Genomic DNA, 18704 nt, shown 5'->3' on the forward strand with positions numbered 1-18704 from the left:
CCTTCCTCGGGAGGACGCATGAAGCACCGCGGCAGACACCGTCGTAGGCGAAGGGGACAGGCGCTGCGCGCCACACTGGCCGGAACCGCTCTCGCGCTCACCGCGGCCGCCACGCTGATCAGCACCTCCCAGGCCACGGGCAGCAACAGTCCGGGCGCGCTGACCCCGCTCACCTCGGCCGCCGAGACCAGCAGGCTCCAACTGCACGAGAACCTGGTCGCCGGGGACACTCTCAGCACGCTCAGCCGGAACATGGGCGGGAACGTCGGGGTCTCCGGCGTCCTGGCGAGCGCCGACCACACGATGCGCGACGAGGCCGACTGCTCCGGGACCGAGCGGGCCGCGCTGCCGCTCGAACCGGTCGCCACCCGCGCGTACTGCTGGGCCTCGGACGACGCGCGGACCCAGCAGTGGGCGCCCGCCTCCGTCACCACCTCCGGTGACGCCGACCAGGACGGCCGGTGGGGCGATCGGCGGGTCATCCTGGCGGGCTGGAACCACGACGACCGGGCCGCGGGCGCCTCCGCCACCGACCGGGGTCTGGCCCGGGTCGCCTTCATCGACGCGAGCGACCCGGCGGCGCTCAGGTACCGCTGGGTGCTGCTGGTCGCGCCGCGCGACGGCGGCAAGGACTTCGGCGCGGTCCGCTCCCGGATGGGCGGCATGGTCTGGTACCAGGGCAAGCTGATCGTCACCGCGCAGAACGGCGCGGGGCAGGACGACTCCCTGCTCGTCTTCGACCTGCACCACCTCCTGAAGGCGGGCGTGGACAGCGGGGCGATCGGCAAGGTGCGCGGCGGCTACTCCGCGCACGGCTACCAGTACGTGCTGCCGGCCGTCGGCTCGTACAGCCCGGCGGGCGGCACGTGCGGCTCGGGCGAGGCCCGGGCGAACCCCTGTTTCGGTTCCCTGTCGCTGGACCGCACCTCGACGCCGGACAGCCTGGTCGCCACCGAGGCGGCGCCGGCCGACGGCACGGAGCGGACCCGGATCTGGCGGTACTCGTACAGCACCGTCGCCGGCCGGGCGGGGTTGCTCGGCAGCGACTCCCTGGGGCGGGTCGACGCGCGTGAGGCCTACACGACCAAGGCCGCCGCGCTCTCGGGCGTCCTCTCCTATACGCCGGCCGGGGCGCGCAGGGCCGACTGGTACGTCGGCCACGCACCGGCCAGCGGTGGCCGGCACGGCACGCTGTGGCGGCAGAGCGGGCACACCGCCGAGGCGGTGCAGTGCACGGGGGACCAGTCCTACGCCTGCTGGGGCCAGCACACCGCCTCCCTGTCCTACTGGCAGGAGACCGGCGAACTGTGGACCCTCACCGGCGCCGACCCGGACACGACACCGGAGCGCGTCCTGTACGCGGTCCCTTTGACCGCGGTGAACAAGTCCCTGGGCTAGGGACCCCGGGGGTTCTTCGCCCCCGCCGCCCCTACCCGTCCCACCCTTCTGGGGCTCCGCCCCAGACCCCGCCAGGGGCGCTGCGCCCCCTGGACCCCCGCAGGGGGTCTTCAGGGGCGCGAGGAACTGCGCGAACGGCCCCCACCCACCCGCAGTCGAAGAACACACCCCGGGGGTCTGGGGGCGGAGCCCCCGGGGATGGGACGGGTAGGGGCGGCGGGGGCGAAAACACTGGCCCGCTTTGGAGCGGGCCGCGAGCCCGTGGTTCCCTGGCCCCCATGAGCACCGTCACTGTGACCACCTGGTCCCTGGAGCAGACCGCGTCGAGCGACCTGCTCCCCGCGATCACGCCCGACGGCGACGTCCGGATCGTGCGCTCCGAAGTCCCCTCGCCCGAGTTCAACCGCTTCCTGTACGCCTCCGTGGGCGGAGACATCCGCTGGACCGACCGCCTGAGCTGGACGTACGCGCAGTGGCAGGAGGTCCTGGACCGCCCCGGCGTGGAGACCTGGGTCGCCTACGACCGGGGAACGCCCGCGGGCTATGTCGAGCTGGACCCACAGGACGACGGCGTTGTCGAGGTCATGTACTTCGGGCTGATCCCCGCCTTCCGGGGCCGCCGAATCGGCGGGCACCTGCTCTCGTACGGGGTGGCGCGAGCCTGGGACCTGGCGGAGCGCTGGCCGGGGCGGTCCGAGACGAAGCGTGTCTGGCTGCATACATGCAGCAAGGACGGGGAGCACGCGATGGACAACTACCTGCGCCGCGGCTTCAAGCTCTTCGACACCAAGGTGGAGGAGGAGCCGGAGGTCGCCGCGCCCGGGCCCTGGCCGGGCGCACGAGCGGTCTGACCTGCCGCGGGCCGGCCCTCGGCCCGCCATCGGGCGGTCACCGGGCCGCCGGATCGTCCATTCCTGCCCAGCCGTGTGACCGACAACACTTTCGTCTCGCCATTCGGGACAAGGGTGTCCACATGATGGATGACGGTGGACTGGCCCGAGATCCCCGTGACACGCTTCCGTCATGTCTGGAACTGGAATTGCCTTGGTGAGTCGGCGGCACGTCGACCTCGGCCGCATGTCCAGCGCCATCTGTCCGGCGAGCTGACAGCCCCGGCCCAGCCGACATTCTCCCTTTTGCCTCGCTCTGCGCAATGACGCGCGCGTACTTTCCGTATGCGCCCATATGCGCAGTCGAGAGCCGCTCTCCTTCCTGTCCCGCAGTCCCGAAGGACGTATCAACCATGGCCGCCACCCCGCAGAATCCCGCCGCCGCGCCCCGCCGCAAGGTGAGTCGTCACCGCGGCGAGGGTCAGTGGGCCGTGGGTCACTTCACCCCGCTCAACGGAAACGAACAGTTCAAGAAGGACGACGACGGTCTCAATGTGCGGACACGCATTGAGACGATCTACTCGAAGCGCGGCTTCGACTCGATCGACCCCAACGACCTTCGTGGACGTATGCGCTGGTGGGGGCTGTACACCCAGCGCAAGCCCGGGATCGACGGCGGCAAGACCGCGATCCTGGAGCCGGAGGAGCTGGACGACAAGTACTTCATGCTGCGCGTCCGCATCGACGGCGGCCGGCTGACCACCGACCAGCTGCGCGTCATCGGCGAGATCTCGCAGGAGTTCGCGCGCGGCACCGCCGACCTCACCGACCGCCAGAACGTGCAGTACCACTGGATCCGCATCGAGGACGTCCCCGAGATCTGGAACCGGCTCGAAGCCGTCGGGCTGTCCACCACCGAGGCCTGCGGTGACACGCCCCGCGTCATCCTCGGCTCGCCCGTCGCCGGCATCGCCGAGGACGAGATCATCGACGGCACCCCGGCCATCGACGAGATCCACCGCCGGATCATCGGCAACAAGGACTTCTCGAACCTGCCCCGCAAGTTCAAGTCCGCGATCTCCGGCTCGCCGCTGCTCGACGTGGCGCACGAGATCAACGACATCGCCTTCGTCGGCGTGAACCACCCCGAGCACGGCCCCGGCTTCGACCTCTGGGTCGGCGGCGGCCTCTCCACCAACCCGAAGATCGGCCAGCGCCTCGGCGCCTGGGTCCCGCTGGACGAGGTCCCGGACGTCTACGAGGGCGTCATCTCGATCTTCCGCGACTACGGCTACCGGCGCCTGCGCACCCGCGCCCGTCTGAAGTTCCTGGTCGCCGACTGGGGCGTGGAGAAGTTCCGCCAGATCCTGGAGGACGAGTACCTCGAGCGGAAGCTCGTCGACGGCCCGGCCCCCGACCAGCCGGTCGCCCGCTGGCGCGACCACGTCGGTGTGCACCGCCAGCAGGACGGCCGCTTCTACGTCGGCTTCGCGCCGCGCGTCGGCCGCGTGGACGGCACCACCCTCACGAAGATCGCCGAGCTGGCCGCGGCACACGGCTCGGGTCGGCTGCGCACCACCGTCGAGCAGAAGATGGTCGTGCTCGACGTGACGGAGGACCAGGTCGACTCGCTGGTGGAGGGCCTCGAAGCCCTCGACCTGACCGTCAGGCCCTCCACCTTCCGGCGCGGCACGATGGCCTGCACCGGCATCGAGTACTGCAAGCTCGCGATCGTCGAGACCAAGGCGCGCGGTGCTTCCCTGATCGACGAACTCGAGCGCCGCATCCCCGAGTTCGAAGAGCCCATCACCATCAACATCAACGGCTGCCCGAACGCCTGCGCCCGTATCCAGGTCGCGGACATCGGTCTCAAGGGCCAGCTGGTCCTGAACGACCAGGGCGAGCAGGTCGAGGGCTTCCAGGTGCACCTGGGCGGCGCGCTCGGCCTGGAGGCCGGCTTCGGCCGCAAGGTCCGTGGCCTGAAGGTCACCTCGGACGAGCTTCCCGACTACATCGAGCGGGTCCTCAAGCGCTTCCAGGCGGAGCGCGAGGACGACGAGCGCTTCGCCACCTGGGCCGCCCGTGCCAGCGAGGAGTCGCTGTCGTGAGCGAGCGAGCGGCTCCCTTCTACTGCCCCTACTGCGGCGACGAAGACCTCCGTCCGAGCGAGCAGGGCCACGGCGCGTGGGAATGCGCGGCGTGCAACCGAGCCTTCCAGTTGAAGTTCCTCGGGCTGCTCGCCCGTGGGGTTCGGCGCAACGAAGGTGGAGGGGACGAGATATGACGACGATTCAGAAAGACCAGGAAGACCAGGAAGAGCGGGAAGACCGGGAAGGCCGTACGGCCGAAGACCTGAAGCGCCTCGCCGAGCAGGCGGGGCGCGACCTCGAGGACGCCTCGGCCCTGGAGATCCTCCAGTGGGCCGTCGAGACCTTCGGCAAGGCGTTCTGCGTGACCTCCTCCATGGAGGACGCGGTCGTCGCGCACCTCGCCTCCCGCGCTCAGCCGGGCGACAGCCAAGTCGACGTAGTCTTCCTCGACACCGGCTACCACTTCCCCGAGACCATCGGCACCCGGGACGCGGTCGAGGCCGTGATGGACGTCAACGTCATCACCCTCACCCCGCGCCAGACCGTCGCCGAGCAGGACGCCGAGTACGGCCCCAAGCTGCACGACCGCGACCCCGACCTGTGCTGCGCCCTGCGCAAGGTCAAGCCCCTGGAAGAGGGCCTGACCAGGTACGACGCCTGGGCGACCGGACTGCGCCGCGACGAGTCCCCGACCCGGGCGAACACCCCGGTCGTCGGCTGGGACGAGAAGCGGCAGAAGGTCAAGATCTCGCCGATCGCCCGCTGGACGCAGGACGACGTGGACGCGTACGTCTCCGAGCACGGCGTCCTCACCAACCCGCTGCTGATGGACGGCTACGCCTCCGTAGGCTGCGCGCCCTGCACCCGCCGTGTGCTGGAGGGCGAGGACGCCCGCGCCGGCCGCTGGGCGGGACGGTCCAAGACCGAGTGCGGGCTGCACGGATGACCACGACCACCCAGATCTCCCAGGAGCAGCAAGTGACGACCGGAGCCACCATCTGGCTCACGGGTCTGCCGAGCGCCGGCAAGACCACCATCGCGTACGAGCTGGCCGGCCGGCTGCGCGACGAGGGCCACCGCGTCGAGGTGCTCGACGGCGACGAGATCCGCGAGTTCCTCTCGTCGGGTCTCGGCTTCTCGCGCGAGGACCGCGACACGAACGTGCAGCGGATCGGTTTCCTCGCCGAGCTGCTCGCCCGCAACGGCGTCAAGGCGCTCGTCCCGGTGATCGCGCCGTACGCCGACAGCCGCGAGGCGGTCCGGGGGCGTCACCAGAGCGGCGGCACGCCGTACCTGGAGGTGCACGTGGCGACGCCGGTCGAGGTCTGCTCCGTACGCGATGTGAAGGGCCTCTACGCCAAGCAGGCCGCGGGGGAGATCTCGGGGCTGACCGGCGTCGACGACCCGTACGAGGAGCCCGCGTCGCCCGATCTGCGCATCGAGTCGCACACCCAGTCCGTGCAGGAGTCCGCGGCCGCGCTCCATGCGCTGCTCACCGAAAGGGGTCTCGCATGACGACCGTCGCCAGTGTCTCCGAGGAGACGGACAGCAGCCCGTACGCGCTCTCGCACCTGGACGCCCTGGAGTCGGAGGCCGTCCACATCTTCCGTGAGGTCGCGGGCGAGTTCGAACGGCCGGTGATCCTCTTCTCCGGCGGCAAGGACTCCATCGTCATGCTGCACCTCGCCCTGAAGGCCTTCGCCCCCGCCACGATCCCCTTCACCCTGCTGCACGTCGACACCGGACACAACTTCCCCGAAGTCCTCGAATACCGCGACCGGACCGTGGAAAAGCACGGACTTCGGCTGCACATCGCCTCCGTACAGGACTACATCGACCGCGGAGTCCTGCGCGAACGCCCCGACGGCACCCGCAACCCCCTGCAGACTGTGCCCCTCACCGAGAAGATCCAGTCCGAACGCTTCGACGCCGTCTTCGGCGGCGGACGCCGCGACGAGGAGAAAGCCCGCGCGAAAGAACGCGTCTTCTCCCTGCGCGACGAGTTCTCCCAGTGGGACCCCCGACGCCAGCGCCCCGAACTGTGGCAGCTCTACAACGGCCGCCACGCACCCGGCGAACACGTCCGCGTCTTCCCCCTCTCCAACTGGACCGAACTGGACGTCTGGCAGTACATCGCCCGCGAAGGCATCGAACTGCCCGACATCTACTTCGCGCACGAGCGCGAGGTCTTCCAGCGGTCGAACATGTGGCTGACCGCCGGTGAGTGGGGCGGGCCGAAGGACGGCGAGACGGTCGAGAAGCGGCTCGTCCGCTACCGGACCGTCGGCGACATGTCCTGCACCGGCGCCGTCGACTCCGACGCGACCACGCTGGACGCCGTGATCGCCGAGATCGCCGCCTCCCGGCTCACCGAGCGGGGCGCCACCCGCGCCGACGACAAGATGTCCGAGGCCGCGATGGAAGACCGCAAGCGCGAGGGGTACTTCTAGACATGACCAGCACCACCGAACCCACCGAGCCGCTGTCGGTCGAGCAGTTGTCGGCGACCACGCTCCTGCGCTTCGCGACCGCCGGCTCCGTCGACGACGGCAAGTCCACGCTGGTCGGACGTCTTCTGCACGACTCCAAGTCGGTCCTGACGGACCAGTTGGAGGCCGTGGAGCGTGTCTCGGCGAGCCGGGGCCAGGACGCCCCCGACCTCGCCCTCCTCACCGACGGCCTGCGCGCCGAGCGCGAGCAGGGCATCACCATCGACGTCGCCTACCGCTACTTCGCGACGGCGCGCCGCCGGTTCATCCTCGCCGACACCCCCGGGCATGTGCAGTACACCCGGAACATGGTCACCGGCGCCTCGACCGCCGACCTGGCCGTCGTCCTCGTCGACGCCCGCAACGGCGTCATCGAACAGACCCGCCGGCACGCGGCCGTCGCCGCGCTGCTGCGTGTCCCGCACGTGGTCCTCGCCGTCAACAAGATGGACCTCGTCGAGTACAAGGAGTCCGTCTTCGCCGCGATCGCCGAGGAGTTCACGGCGTACGCCTCCGAGCTGGGCGTTCCCGAGATCACCGCGATCCCGATCTCGGCGCTCGCCGGTGACAACGTGGTGGACGCCTCCGCGAACATGGACTGGTACGGCGGCCCGACGGTCCTGGAGCACCTGGAGACGGTCCCGGTCAGCCACGACCTGGGGCACTGCCACGCCCGTCTGCCCGTGCAGTACGTGATCCGCCCGCAGACCGCCGAGCACCCCGACTACCGGGGGTACGCCGGTCAGATCGCCGCCGGTAGCTTCCGGGTCGGCGAGAGTGTGACCGTGCTGCCCTCCGGGCGCACCACGAAGGTCGCCGGGATCGATCTGCTGGGCAAGCAGGTCGACGTGGCGTGGACCCCGCAGTCGGTGACCCTCCTGCTGGAGGACGACATCGACGTCTCGCGCGGCGACCTGATCGTGCCGAGCAAGGACGCGCCCCCGACCACGCAGGACGTCGAGGCGACCGTCTGCCACGTGGCCGACCAGCCGCTCACCGTCGGCCACCGGGTGCTGCTCAAGCACGGCACCCGCACGGTGAAGGCGATCGTCAAGGACATCCCGTCCCGGCTGACGCTCGACGACCTGTCGCTGCACCCGCACCCGGGTCAGCTGGTCGCCAACGACATCGGCCGCGTCAAGATCCGTGCCGCCGAACCGCTTCCGCTCGACTCGTACGCCGACTCCCGGCGCACCGGCGCGTTCATCCTGATCGATCCGGCGGACGGCACCACGCTGACCGCGGGCATGGTCGGCGAGTCGTTCGCCGCGCCGCAGCCGGTCAAGGACGAGGGCGACGACGACGGGTGGGACTTCTGACATGACACCCACCGACTTCTACTCCACGTTCGCCAAGGAGGGCGGCCGCGTCGGCAGCGGCGCCCTCGGCAGCGGGCAGGGCGGAGTGGCGCGATGTGCGGAATGACGTACGCGCACTGCCTGCGCGCCCCGTCCCCCCACCCGACGTCCCGGTTGCGACGACGAAGACCTGCCGACCTCCCGGCCACGACCTGAAAACGTGACCGCCGGGCCAACGAGAGGAACCCCTCCCGTGCCTGCCATCCGCTCGAACCTCGTACGCCGCGGCATAGCCGCCGCCGTCGCACTCCCCCTGCTCGCGCTCGCCGCGTGCAGCTACGGCTCCGACTCCAAGGACTCCTCCTCCTCGAAGGAGAAGGTCGCCGCCGGATCCTCGAAGATCGACGGTGTCGACACCGTGAAGATCGGCTACTTCGGCAACCTCACCCACGCGACCGCGCTGGTCGGCCGCCAGGAAGGCCTCTTCCAGAAGGCACTGGGCGGCACGAAGGCGGAGTACTCCATCTTCAACGCGGGCCCCTCCGAGATCGAGGCCCTGAACTCGGGCTCGATCGACATCGGCTGGATCGGCCCCTCGCCGTCGATCAACGGCTTCACCAAGTCCCAGGGCAAGAGCCTGCGCATCATCGGCGGTTCGGCGTCCGGTGGCGTGAAGCTCGTGGTGAACCCGAAGAAGATCAAGTCCCTGAAGGACGTCAAGGGCAAGAAGATCGCGACCCCGCAGCTCGGCAACACGCAGGACGTGGCGTTCCTCAACTGGATCGCGGACCAGGGCTGGAAGGTCGACGCGCAGAGCGGCAAGGGCGACGTCTCGGTCGTCCGTACGGACAACAAGATCACCCCGGACGCCTACAAGTCCGGCTCCATCGACGGCGCCTGGGTGCCGGAGCCGACCGCGTCCAAGCTGGTCGCCGAGGGCGGCAAGGTCCTGCTCGACGAGGCCTCCCTGTGGCCCGACAAGAAGTTCGTGATCACGAACATCATCGTGTCGCAGAAGTTCCTCAAGGAGCACCCGAAGGTCGTCGAGGCCGTGCTGAAGGGCTCGGTCGACACCAACAAGTGGATCAACGCCAACCCCGACCAGGCGAAGGCCGCGGCCAACGCCCAGCTGAAGGTCGACTCCGGCAAGGAGCTCCCGGCGAAGGTGCTCGACCCGGCCTGGAAGTCCATCCAGATCACCAATGACCCGCTGGCCTCCACCCTCAACACCGAGGCGGAGCACGCGGTCAAGGCGGGCCTGCTGGAGAAGCCGGACCTGAACGGGATCTACGACCTCACGCTCCTGAACAAGGTCCTGGGGGCCGCGGGCGAGAGCACGGTCGCCGACGCCGGTCTCGGCGTCAAGTAAGAACCCACACCGATGAGTTCCCAGGAGGTGACGACCATGGCCACGACCCTCGCCAAGGCCGCCGACGGCGCCGAAGTGGTGGAGCACGCCGCCCGGATCGAGCATGTCTCGAAGTCCTTCGCCGGACCGGCAGGGCAGCAGCTCGTCCTCGACGACATCACCCTCGATGTCGCACCGGGCGAGTTCGTCACCCTCCTGGGGGCCTCGGGGTGTGGGAAGTCGACGCTGCTCAACCTGGTCGCGGGCCTCGACGCCCCGACCGCGGGCAGCATCACGACCAACGGGCGCCCGGCCCTGATGTTCCAGGAGCACGCCCTCTTCCCGTGGCTGACCGCGGGCAAGAACATCGAACTCGCCCTGCGGCTGCGCGGCGTCGCGAAGTCCGAGCGCCGCGACCGGGCGGAGGAGCTGCTCGAACTCGTCCGGCTGAAGGGCGCGTACGGGAAGCGGGTGCACGAGCTGTCCGGCGGTATGCGCCAGCGCGTCGCGATGGCCCGCGCGCTCGCCCAGGACAGCCAGATCCTGCTGATGGACGAGCCGTTCGCGGCGCTGGACGCCATCACACGGGACGTCCTGCACGACGAACTGACCCGGATCTGGCGCGAGACCCAGCTGTCCGTCCTCTTCGTCACCCACAACGTGCGTGAGGCGGTGCGGCTGGCCGAGCGGGTCGTCCTGCTGTCCTCGCGCCCCGGCCGGGTGGCCCACGAGTGGCGGGTCGACATCCCGCAGCCGCGTCGTATCGAGGACGCGGCCGTGGCGGAGCTGTCCGTCGAGATCACCGAACAACTGCGTGGGGAGATCCGCCGCCATGGCCAGCACTGAGACGAAGGCCGACGCGGCCGACCGGCCCGTCAAGGACAGCCCCGGCAACGACATGGCGGGTCTGGAAGCGGGCCTCGACGCCCTGGAGACGACCGCGCATTCGGGCCGGCCGGCCTTCCGTCAGACCTTCGTCGAGAAGATACTGCCGCCGCTCGTCGCCATCGCGCTGGTGCTGGTGGTGTGGCAGGCGCTGATCTCGTTCAAGGTCGTCACCGACCCGAGCAAGCTGCCCTCACCGTCCGACGTCTGGGGCGAGGTCAAGGACGCCTGGCTGCAGGGCACGCTGCTCGGCTACATCTGGACGAGTGTCTCGCGCGGTCTGCTCGGGTTCCTCTTCGCCCTGGCGATCGGCACCCCGCTGGGTCTGCTGGTGGCCCGGGTGAAGTTCGTCCGCGCCGCGATCGGCCCCATCCTCTCCGGGCTCCAGTCGCTGCCCTCCGTGGCCTGGGTGCCGCCGGCCGTCATCTGGCTGGGCCTGAACAACTCGATGATGTTCGCGGTGATCCTGCTCGGCGCCGTCCCCTCCATCGCCAACGGCCTGGTGTCGGGCGTGGACCAGGTGCCGCCGCTGTTCCTGCGGGCGGGCCGCACGATGGGCGCGACGGGCCTGCGCGGGACCTGGCACATCGTGATGCCGGCCGCGCTGCCCGGCTATCTGGCCGGTCTGAAGCAGGGCTGGGCGTTCTCCTGGCGCTCCCTGATGGCGGCGGAGATCATCGCCTCCTCCCCCGACCTGGGCATCGGCCTCGGTCAGCTGCTGGAGAACGGCCGCACCGCCAGTTCCATGTCGATGGTCTTCCTCGCCATCTTCCTCATCCTGTTCGTCGGTATCGCCATCGACCTGCTGATCTTCAGCCCGCTGGAGCGGTGGGTGCTGCGCAGCCGCGGTCTCCTGGTGAAGAGCTGAACCCGTCATGACGAGTCGTCCGGTCCTCCTGGTCATCGCCCACGGCAGCCGCGATCCGCGTCATGCCGCGACGGTGCACGCCCTCGTACGGCGTGTGCGGGCCCGGCGTCCGGGCCTGCGCGTGGAGACCGGCTTCCTCGACTTCAACATCCCCTCGGTGCCGGGGGTGCTGGAGTCCCTGGCGGCGGAGGGCGTACGCGATGTGGTCGCCCTCCCCCTCCTGCTCACCCGCGCCTTCCACGCGAAGGCGGACATCCCGGCGGTCCTGCGGGAGGCCCCGGCGCGCCTGCGCATCCACCAGGCGGAGGTGCTCGGCCCCTCCCCCCTGCTGACGGCGGCGCTCGAACGCCGGCTGTACGAGGCGGGGCTGACCCCCGCCGACAAGTCCTCGACGGGGGTCGTGCTGGCCTCCGCGGGGTCCACCGACCCGGAGGCGATCGCGGTGATCGCAGAAATCGCGCGGGAGTGGCGGCACACCGGTTGGTGCGCCGTGCGGCCCGCGTTCGCCTCCGCATCCCTTCCGCGCACCGAGGACGCGGTGCGCGAACTGCGCGCCCTCGGCTGCGCACGTGTCGCCGTCGCCCCCTACGTCCTCGCCCCCGGCTTCCTCCCGGACCGCATCGCCCGGGGCTCCGCCGAGGCGGACGTACTGGCCGACGTACTGGGCCCGGCACCGGAGGTGGCACGGGTCCTGCTGGAGCGGTACGACGAGGCACGCGTCCCGGTGCCGGCGGCGCTCGGCGCCTGAACGCTCACGCCTTGGTGGTGGCCGTCACCGTGGCCGCCGGTCCCGTGCCCGCCGCCGTCACCGTCGCGATCGTGACGGTGTACGAGGTGCCCGGCCTGAGGCCTCCGATCACCCGGAACATGCCCTTCGCGGAGGGCTGGCCGACCAGCACGTCCCGGCCCGTGACGTCGATCGGGGCGCGGCCGTCGGAGACGGTGACGCGGTAGCCGACGACCTTGGCGTCGCCGGTCGCCGTCGGCGGGGTCCAGGCCACGGTGGCCGCGGTGGCCGCCGTACGCAGCTTGGGGCCGGTCGGCGCGCCCGGCAGCGCGGTCACGGCGGTCGGGGTCAGCGGGAGCGAGGCGAGCGACGGGGCGCTGGTGCCGTGGGCGTTGCTCGCGGTGACGGTGACCGTGAGCGGGCCCGCCGACGCGGGCAGTCCACCGATCCGTACGATCGCCGTGCGCTTGAACTCGCCCGCGCCGATGGCCTGTTCGCCCACCTGGCGTCCGGACGCGTCGTACGCCCGCGCCGTGTAGCCGGTCACCGGTGAACCGCCGTCCACGAAGCTCGGGTTGAAGGTGACGTACAGGGCGTCGACTCCCGCCGTGCTCGTACCGACGCGAGAGGGTGCCTCCGGGGTGGAGGCGGCGCCGACGCGGCGGTTCAGCAGTCCGCGGTGGGCGGGTTCGAGTCCCGCGTTGCCGATGACCTCCGACGGTACGTCGGACGGGGCCGCCATGATCTTGTTGCCGGTCGTCACCAGGCCCTTGTTGTCGCCGTCGGCGGTTCCCTCCTCCCACCAGTTGTCCTTGACGAGGGTCGGGTCGTTGTTGCCGAGGGTGTCGCGGTAGTCGGTGTGGCGGGAGGCGACGTTGGCGTACGAGGCGTTGTAGAGGACGTTGCCCTCGACCGTCTCGTAGGTGCAGCCGTTGTCGGTGTAGACGTTCTTGCCCAGGCCCCACTGGTCGTGGATGACGTTGCCGGTGACCTTCTCGCCGTCGGCCAGGGAGGTGCCCGTCAGTCCTTGGGTGTAGATGCCGCCGCCGTCGTCGAGCATCTGCATGTAGTCGAAGATCAGGTTGTCGCGGACCGTGTTGTCGTGGCTGGGGTTGGGGGTCGCCGGGTCGCCGATCTTGTCGGGCCAGCCGCCCCATCCGAGGGAGACGGCGCTGTAGCCGACGTGGTCGATCTGGTTGTGGGCGATCGTGGTGCTCTGGGTCCAGCCGTCGAGGATCGCCACGCCGCCGTGGTACTCGCGGGGCAGTCCGTAGAGGTGATTGTCCGTCACCTGGACTCCGGAGGCCGGGGTTTGCCCGTCCACTCCGCCGATCTCCAGTCCGTTGCCGGAGATGTCGGTGAAGACGCTGGCGCTGACCGTGGAGTCCTTCGAGCCGGTGCCCAGGTCGAGGCCGGACGCGCCGAGATGGGCGAAGACGTCGTCGCTGAACGCGATGCGCTGCCCGTGGGTGAAGGAGACGTTGCCCGGCATCTTGGTCCAGGACGCGAAGGGGCAGGTGCCGCCCTCGACGTACTGGCACAGGCCCTGGGTCGCCCAGCCCTTGTCGCCGGTGATGGTGTAGCCCGCCTGGATCTCGGAGAAGCCCTCGGGCCCCGAGGGGGTGAGCCAGGTGGCGTAGCTGAACTGCAGGCCGCGGAAGGCGAGGTCGTGGACGGGCGCGGCGGCCGTGCCCCGTCCGTCGATCAGCTTCTCGGCCTGTGCCGCCTCGACGTCGGCGCGCGCGAGGTTCTCGCCCTTGCGGGGCAGGTAGTAGACCCGGTGCGCGGTGCGGTCGAGGTACCACTCGCCGGGCTGGTCCAGGAGTTCGTAGGCGTTCTCGACGTAGGTCGCCCTGCCGCCGTTGGTGAGGTGGCCGGGCCCGACCATGCTGACCGTGCGGCCGGGGATGTCCGGGAACTCGACCCGCTTGTTGGAGTTGTCCCAGCACGGCTGGACCATCGTGATCGTGGTGCCCTCGGCGGCGGCGATGCGGCAGCGCGGCTCGGTCCACTGGCCCAGGCCGTTGCGCTCGACGTTCCACAGGGACTCGCCGCTGGTGTAGACGAACTCGGCGTCGGAGGGGTGTTTCCAGTGCGCGAGGGTGTCGGAGGACGCCGTGTATCCGGTGGCGGTCTGGGTGAGGGTCACCGGCACGGCCCCGCGGGCGCGCTGGGCGCGCACCCCGTCGACGTACAACTGCCGGGTGTCGGTGAGGCCTTGGGGAGCGGGCGCTGACCACAGGCCCGCCCTCCCGGCGACCGGGCGCCAGCCCTGGACCTGCCGGCCACCGCTGACGACGGTGTTCCCGGTGCCCTGCCAGATCACCTGGTGGCCGCCGGTGCCCGAGTCCCGGGCGTCGAGGGTGAGGGGTGCGGTCTGCCGGTACGTACCCGAGGCGAGGTGGACCGTCAGGTCGCCCTTCATCCCCGTGACGCGCTCGCGGACGAGGTCGCGGGCGCGTTCCAGGGTGCGTACGGGGTGGCGGGCGGTGCCGTTCGCGTGATCGTTCCCGCTCGGGGAGACGTAGAGGTCGGAGGTCGCGGGCTGGGCGGAGGACACGGCACCCGGAATTCCGAGGGCCAGGACCGTGGAGATCAGGGTGACTAGGGCGGCTCTTCGGCGCATGGGCATGTTCCCCTCCCGTGGGATCAGCCTGTACCCAACGCCGAGAAAGGTAGGATCTATGGCGCGTCACCGTCAATGAAGGCGACAGAGAACGGCGTAACTCCCTTCTACTGGACACCTATACATCCGAGCAGCGTTCATATTCCAGACCGCTGTTCAGTCGAAAGACAGCCCTCCGGTCCTCGTCCGCTTGAGCTCGAAGAAGTCCGGGTGGGCGGCCAGAACACGGAAGCTGTCGAAGAGCTCCGCCGCGCGCTCGCCTCGCGGGACGGCCCGCAGGACGGGGCCGAACCACACCGTTCCGTCCACATGGAGGGTGGGGGTCCCCACATAGCCGTCCGAGCCGGGCTCCCGGCCCGCCTCGTGGCTGCGGCGTACCGCCTCGTCGTACGCGGAGTCGTGGGCCGCGGCGGCCAACTCGGCCGGGAGTCCCAGTTCGGCGAGGGAGTCGGCGACCACGGCGTCGAAGTCCTCGACACCACGGTCGTGGATGCGGGTACCGAAGGCGGTGTAGAGGTCGCGCAGCACCTTCGCGCCGTGCTGTTCGGCGGCGGCCACCGCGACCCGTACGGGTCCGACGGACTTGTCGACCAACTCCCGGTACCAGTCGGGTAGTTCATTGCCGAGGTTATGCAGGTAGAGGCTCATCACACGGAAGCGGAGGTCGAGCGGGCGTGCGCGCTCGACCTCCAGCATCCAGCGTGAGGTGATCCAGGCGAAGGGGCAGGCCGGGTCGAAGTAGAAGTCGACGCGGGTGGGTGAGTCGTCCGTGCTCGGGTTCGTCATACCGTCGAGGCTAGCCAGACAGTGGCACAGAATCTGGATCCAATCCGACGGTAATTCACTGGTCCAATTCCCCCGGGTCCCTGTACGGCGAGCCCTACCGTCGGGCCAGGCGTGGGTCCCGGCCGCTGTGCGCCAGCGCCCGCTCGAACGCGGGTGCGTCGTCGGGTACGGGGACCGGGTCGGCGAAGCCGTCGTACTGACGGTAGAGCTCGGCGTGCGTGTCGACGACGTCCAGGACGAACGGGGCCGCGCCGTCCGAGATCCGGAACTCCTGGCCGGTGGCCGTCGCCACGTCCCAGCCGTGCACCGCCATCTCTTTGACGATCATCGAGGCGATGTCGGCGGCGGGCATCTTCGCCATCCCGAGGTCGACCTCGCCCTCCCACACCTCGGGGTCGTCCCAAGCGGCCACGGCACGGTCGAGCTGCTCGCCGTACGCCCGCGCCCAGCCGGGATCCGCCGTGAAGTCGCGGCTGGTCAGCTCCTCGGAGAGCTGCTTGCGCAGCGCACGGTGCTCCAGGCCGTGCGAGGTGTAGAGGACCCAGTGGTTCACCAGGGCGCGCAGGTCCCAGTCCGGGCAGTGCGTGGGACCGGGCTCCGCCAGCTGCGCCGCCGTGACACCGCCGGCCACCCGGGCGGCCTCGGCGGCGCATTCCACCATGTACGGGTGCACGTTCTTGTACGGATTGCTCATGCGCTCCACGCTAGGGACGCGGCGCGCGCTCCTCTTGAACAAACGCGACAGCGTCGTCGACCAGGCGTACGAGCTCCGCGACCGGCAGCGACCCCGCCGCCCTGCGCTCGCGCGCGAAGGTGTTCGCGAGCCGCTGGAGCAGCTCGTTGAGCGGGGTCGGCACACCGTGCAGCCGGCCGAGGAGGGCGATCTCGCCGTTGAGGTAGTCGGCCTCGATGGCGCCACCGACCACTCCCGCTCCGATGATGATTTGACCTGCTCCTCGGGCTAAAGCCCAAGGATTCCGGCCTTCCGGTCCGGTGCCGTGCCACATAGCGGCACGGCACCGGACCGGATTCCGTGGCTTCCTGCTTCTTCGCGCTGCGCCGGAACCTTAGGTTCTGGTCTTACCTGCGCTCGACAGGCTGTCACCGCCAGTCCGGCGGCCTGTTTGACGTTCTTGGCGGCGTTGTGGTCCCGGTCGTGCCGGGCACCGCAGTACGTGCAGGTCCACTCCCGTACGTGTAGAGGTTTGGGCCCGTCCTTGATGCCGCAGACCGAGCACACCTGACTGGTCGGCTCGAACCGGCCGACCTTCACGAACGCGCGCCCGTACCGCTGCGCCTTGTACTCCAGCATCGCCAGGAAAGACGCCCATCCGGCGTCATGGACGGACTTGCCGAGCCGGCTGCGCGCGAGCCCCTTGACCGCCAGGTCCTCCACCGCGACCGCTTGGTTCTCGCGGATCAACTGGGTGGAGAGCTGGTGGTGGAACTCCCGGCGGGCATCGACCACCTGCGCATGCGCGCGGGCAACTCGGAGGCGGGCCTTCTCCCGGTTCCTGCTGCCCTTCTGCTTGCGGGACAGCTCTTTCTGGGTCTTCTTCAACTTCTTCTCCGCCCGCCGCAGAAATCGCGGGCTGTCGATCTTCGTCCCGTCGGACAAGACCGCAAAGTGGGTCAGTCCCAGGTCGATCCCGACACTCGGCAGGTCATCGGCCCCGGGCATCCGCGCCAGATCCGCGTTCGGGTCGGTCGCCACCACAAAGGATGCGAAGAACCGCCCAGCCGCATCGCGGATCACCGTCACGCTCGAAGGAACGGACGGCAGAGTGCGGGACCATTTCACCCGCACCTCGCCGATCTTCGGCAGGAGCAGCCGCCCCGCCTCGGTGATCTTCCAGCGGGCATTGGCAGTGAACCGGATCGTCTGTCGGGCATCGCGCTTCGACTTGAAACGCGGCGCCCCCACCCGCGCCCCCTGCCGCGCGCCTTTGAGGGAGGAGAAGAAGTTGGTGTAAGCACGCTCGACATCCCGCAATGCCTGCTGCAACACCACCGCCAACACCTCGGACAGCCAAGCCCGCTCCGGCATGGTCTTCGCCCGGGTGATCAGCGCCTTCGACAGTTCACCCGCACCCGGGTACGCGGCGCCCTCCCGCCGGGCCCGCTCACGGGCGTCGACCGCGTCGTTGTACACCACCCGCGCACACCCGAACGCCCGCGCCAGCGCGACGCGCTGGCGCGGACCCGGGTCGAGACGGAAGGCATACCGCAGCTGCATGATCCGGACGCTAACACCCACCACCGACACTCAGTACCCGATCGGTCGAATCCGGATCTGCCGCAACGATTCGCTAGCCTGGACGGAGCGCTCCCCCAACTCCGCCGAGACACTTCCGCGGCGCTGCGCACCGCAATCACGTGATCCGCTTCACCACCCGCCTCAAGACCGGTACGCTGCGGATGAATCCAGGTAGCGCCTGAAACGAGCCTCGCACAGTCGCGTGTACCCTCCATGAAATGGTTCCGGGAAGATCTGCCACCGACTCCGCGGCAGGCTTCTCGCCGGACTTTGCACTCGGCGGGGAGCCGCCGGGGCGGCGGCTCGGCTACGGCACCGCCCAGTTGACCGGTCCCGGCTACTGGGGGCCGCGCGGGGACGCCCGGGACGCGGTGGCCGTGCTGCGGCGGGCCGTCGAGCGCGGGGTCACCCTCGTCGACACCGCCGACAACTACGGTCCCTCGATCGCCGAGGAGTTGGTCGCCGAGTCCCTGTACCCGTACGCAGAGGGCCTGTTGATCGCGACCAAGGGCGGTGTCGTGCGCACCAGCGACCGCGCCTGGCACATCGACGGGCGGCCCGAGCGGTTGCGGGCGATGTGCGAGGCGAGCCTGCGGCGGCTGCGGCTCGAGGCGATCGGCCTGTACCAGTTGCACCGGCTCGACCCGGCCGTGCCGATGGCCGAACAGCTGGGCGCCCTCGACGAGTTGCGCGCGGAGGGCAAGATCCGGCACATCGGGCTCGACTCCGTCACCGTCGAACAACTGGAAGAGGCACTGGGGTTGACGGACATCGCCTCGGTCCAGAACCGCTTCAACCTGCTCGACCGTGACTCGGAGCCGCTGCTGAAGCTGTGTGAGGCGCGCGGCATCGCCTTCCTGCCCTGGTTCCCGCTGGGCAACGGCTCCCTCACCGCCGACCCGGAGTGCGCCCGGATCGCCGCCGCGCACGGGGCGACACCGGGGCAGATCGCCCTGGCCTGGCTGCTGCACCGCTCCCCGGTGCTGTGCCCGACCCCGGGCACGGGATCCCTCGCTCATCTGGAGGAGAACCTCGACGCGGGCGCGGTGCGGCTCACCGCCGAGGACATGGCGGCGCTGGGTTGACCCTGCCCCTGGGGCAA

18 protein-coding genes and 1 pseudogene are annotated in these 18704 nt (G+C 70.1%); 14 read left to right on the plus strand and 5 right to left on the minus strand.

Features of this window, described 5'->3' with window-relative positions:
* The first annotated feature begins 18 nt into the window (after window positions 1–18).
* The 13 genes from KVT44_RS03645 to KVT44_RS03705 all read left to right on the plus strand — a co-directional run bounded on the left by KVT44_RS03645 (window position 19) and on the right by KVT44_RS03705 (window position 11954).
* The gene (locus KVT44_RS03645) at window positions 19–1398 is read left to right on the plus strand and encodes a hypothetical protein (RefSeq protein WP_217566071.1); all 1380 of its coding nucleotides are present in this window, start codon (window positions 19–21) and stop codon (window positions 1396–1398) included.
* A gap of 278 nt (window positions 1399–1676) precedes the next feature.
* Window positions 1677–2249, plus strand: coding sequence for a GNAT family N-acetyltransferase (locus KVT44_RS03650; protein ID WP_217566072.1), 573 nt, complete (start codon window positions 1677–1679; stop codon window positions 2247–2249).
* A gap of 172 nt (window positions 2250–2421) precedes the next feature.
* Window positions 2422–2505, plus strand: coding sequence for a putative leader peptide (locus tag KVT44_RS61000; RefSeq protein ID WP_309486338.1), 84 nt, complete (start codon window positions 2422–2424; stop codon window positions 2503–2505).
* A 136-nt stretch (window positions 2506–2641) separates the two neighbouring features.
* Window positions 2642–4336, plus strand: coding sequence for a nitrite/sulfite reductase (locus tag KVT44_RS03655; protein ID WP_190174467.1), 1695 nt, complete (start codon window positions 2642–2644; stop codon window positions 4334–4336).
* Window positions 4333–4512 (plus strand): hypothetical protein, encoded by a 180-nt coding sequence (locus KVT44_RS03660; protein ID WP_217566073.1) that lies wholly within the window; start codon window positions 4333–4335, stop codon window positions 4510–4512. Before KVT44_RS03655 ends, KVT44_RS03660 begins: the two co-directional genes overlap by 4 nt.
* Window positions 4509–5264 (plus strand): phosphoadenylyl-sulfate reductase, encoded by a 756-nt coding sequence (locus KVT44_RS03665; protein ID WP_254648920.1) that lies wholly within the window; start codon window positions 4509–4511, stop codon window positions 5262–5264. Before KVT44_RS03660 ends, KVT44_RS03665 begins: the two co-directional genes overlap by 4 nt.
* Window positions 5261–5833: an adenylyl-sulfate kinase gene (cysC, locus tag KVT44_RS03670; RefSeq protein ID WP_168496790.1), complete on the plus strand. Its 573-nt coding sequence runs from the start codon at window positions 5261–5263 to the stop codon at window positions 5831–5833. Before KVT44_RS03665 ends, cysC begins: the two co-directional genes overlap by 4 nt.
* Window positions 5830–6768 carry a sulfate adenylyltransferase subunit CysD gene (gene cysD / locus KVT44_RS03675; protein ID WP_217566074.1) on the plus strand — a complete coding sequence of 313 codons (939 nt, stop codon included), beginning with the start codon at window positions 5830–5832 and terminating at the stop codon, window positions 6766–6768. The genes cysC and cysD overlap by 4 nt, the downstream gene beginning before the upstream one ends.
* Before the next feature lie 2 nt (window positions 6769–6770).
* Entirely contained in the window at window positions 6771–8126 is a 1356-nt protein-coding gene (locus tag KVT44_RS03680) for a sulfate adenylyltransferase subunit 1 (protein WP_054234103.1), read from the plus strand.
* Window positions 8127–8358: 232 nt separating this feature from the next.
* On the plus strand, window positions 8359–9474 hold the full coding sequence (locus KVT44_RS03690; RefSeq protein WP_217566075.1) for an aliphatic sulfonate ABC transporter substrate-binding protein: 1116 nt from the start codon (window positions 8359–8361) through the stop codon (window positions 9472–9474).
* Between the two features lie 36 nt (window positions 9475–9510).
* Window positions 9511–10299 (plus strand): ABC transporter ATP-binding protein, encoded by a 789-nt coding sequence (locus KVT44_RS03695; RefSeq protein ID WP_099925332.1) that lies wholly within the window; start codon window positions 9511–9513, stop codon window positions 10297–10299.
* Window positions 10286–11206 (plus strand): ABC transporter permease, encoded by a 921-nt coding sequence (locus tag KVT44_RS03700; RefSeq protein WP_099920123.1) that lies wholly within the window; start codon window positions 10286–10288, stop codon window positions 11204–11206. The genes KVT44_RS03695 and KVT44_RS03700 overlap by 14 nt, the downstream gene beginning before the upstream one ends.
* Before the next feature lie 7 nt (window positions 11207–11213).
* Window positions 11214–11954: a sirohydrochlorin chelatase gene (locus KVT44_RS03705; RefSeq protein WP_217566076.1), complete on the plus strand. Its 741-nt coding sequence runs from the start codon at window positions 11214–11216 to the stop codon at window positions 11952–11954.
* Between the two features lie 4 nt (window positions 11955–11958).
* Here KVT44_RS03705 and KVT44_RS03710 read toward each other — a convergent pair whose 3' ends face one another.
* The 5 genes and pseudogenes from KVT44_RS03710 to KVT44_RS03730 all read right to left on the minus strand — a co-directional run bounded on the left by KVT44_RS03710 (window position 11959) and on the right by KVT44_RS03730 (window position 17581).
* Complete coding sequence (locus KVT44_RS03710) at window positions 11959–14565, minus strand: fibronectin type III domain-containing protein (RefSeq protein ID WP_217566077.1); 2607 nt, start codon at window positions 14563–14565, stop codon at window positions 11959–11961.
* 150 nt (window positions 14566–14715) lie between these two features.
* Window positions 14716–15345, minus strand: coding sequence for a DsbA family protein (locus KVT44_RS03715; protein WP_190172855.1), 630 nt, complete (start codon window positions 15343–15345; stop codon window positions 14716–14718).
* Window positions 15346–15439: 94 nt separating this feature from the next.
* Window positions 15440–16039, minus strand: coding sequence for a TIGR03086 family metal-binding protein (locus KVT44_RS03720; protein ID WP_217566078.1), 600 nt, complete (start codon window positions 16037–16039; stop codon window positions 15440–15442).
* A gap of 10 nt (window positions 16040–16049) precedes the next feature.
* Window positions 16050–16256 (minus strand): annotated as a pseudogene (locus KVT44_RS03725) (ketopantoate reductase C-terminal domain-containing protein); the annotation flags it as partial.
* Between the two features lie 50 nt (window positions 16257–16306).
* On the minus strand, window positions 16307–17581 hold the full coding sequence (locus KVT44_RS03730; protein ID WP_217566079.1) for an RNA-guided endonuclease TnpB family protein: 1275 nt from the start codon (window positions 17579–17581) through the stop codon (window positions 16307–16309).
* A gap of 239 nt (window positions 17582–17820) precedes the next feature.
* On the opposite strand from KVT44_RS03730, the gene KVT44_RS03735 reads away from it, so the two are divergent.
* Window positions 17821–18687: an aldo/keto reductase gene (locus KVT44_RS03735; RefSeq protein WP_217566080.1), complete on the plus strand. Its 867-nt coding sequence runs from the start codon at window positions 17821–17823 to the stop codon at window positions 18685–18687.
* Window positions 18688–18704: the final 17 nt, after the last annotated feature.

Source organism: Streptomyces sp. GbtcB7, assembly GCF_019091445.1.
GTDB classification, from domain to species: Bacteria; Actinomycetota; Actinomycetes; order Streptomycetales; family Streptomycetaceae; genus Streptomyces; species Streptomyces mirabilis.

Excerpts from the sequence above, each read along its gene's own strand:
- KVT44_RS03645 (WP_217566071.1), top strand. The coding sequence starts at position 19 with ATGAAGCACCGCGGCAGACACCGTCGTAGGCGAAGGGGACAGGCGCTG.
- KVT44_RS03650 (WP_217566072.1), top strand. The coding sequence starts at position 1,677 with ATGAGCACCGTCACTGTGACCACCTGGTCCCTGGAGCAGACCGCGTCG.
- KVT44_RS61000 (WP_309486338.1), top strand. The coding sequence starts at position 2,422 with ATGTCTGGAACTGGAATTGCCTTGGTGAGTCGGCGGCACGTCGACCTC.
- KVT44_RS03655 (WP_190174467.1), top strand. The coding sequence starts at position 2,642 with ATGGCCGCCACCCCGCAGAATCCCGCCGCCGCGCCCCGCCGCAAGGTG.
- KVT44_RS03665 (WP_254648920.1), top strand. The coding sequence starts at position 4,509 with ATGACGACGATTCAGAAAGACCAGGAAGACCAGGAAGAGCGGGAAGAC.
- cysC (WP_168496790.1), top strand. The coding sequence starts at position 5,261 with ATGACCACGACCACCCAGATCTCCCAGGAGCAGCAAGTGACGACCGGA.
- cysD (WP_217566074.1), top strand. The coding sequence starts at position 5,830 with ATGACGACCGTCGCCAGTGTCTCCGAGGAGACGGACAGCAGCCCGTAC.
- KVT44_RS03680 (WP_054234103.1), top strand. The coding sequence starts at position 6,771 with ATGACCAGCACCACCGAACCCACCGAGCCGCTGTCGGTCGAGCAGTTG.
- KVT44_RS03695 (WP_099925332.1), top strand. The coding sequence starts at position 9,511 with ATGGCCACGACCCTCGCCAAGGCCGCCGACGGCGCCGAAGTGGTGGAG.
- KVT44_RS03700 (WP_099920123.1), top strand. The coding sequence starts at position 10,286 with ATGGCCAGCACTGAGACGAAGGCCGACGCGGCCGACCGGCCCGTCAAG.
- KVT44_RS03705 (WP_217566076.1), top strand. The coding sequence starts at position 11,214 with ATGACGAGTCGTCCGGTCCTCCTGGTCATCGCCCACGGCAGCCGCGAT.
- KVT44_RS03710 (WP_217566077.1), bottom strand. The coding sequence starts at position 14,565 with ATGCCCATGCGCCGAAGAGCCGCCCTAGTCACCCTGATCTCCACGGTC.
- KVT44_RS03715 (WP_190172855.1), bottom strand. The coding sequence starts at position 15,345 with ATGACGAACCCGAGCACGGACGACTCACCCACCCGCGTCGACTTCTAC.
- KVT44_RS03720 (WP_217566078.1), bottom strand. The coding sequence starts at position 16,039 with ATGAGCAATCCGTACAAGAACGTGCACCCGTACATGGTGGAATGCGCC.
- KVT44_RS03730 (WP_217566079.1), bottom strand. The coding sequence starts at position 17,581 with ATGCAGCTGCGGTATGCCTTCCGTCTCGACCCGGGTCCGCGCCAGCGC.
- KVT44_RS03735 (WP_217566080.1), top strand. The coding sequence starts at position 17,821 with ATGGTTCCGGGAAGATCTGCCACCGACTCCGCGGCAGGCTTCTCGCCG.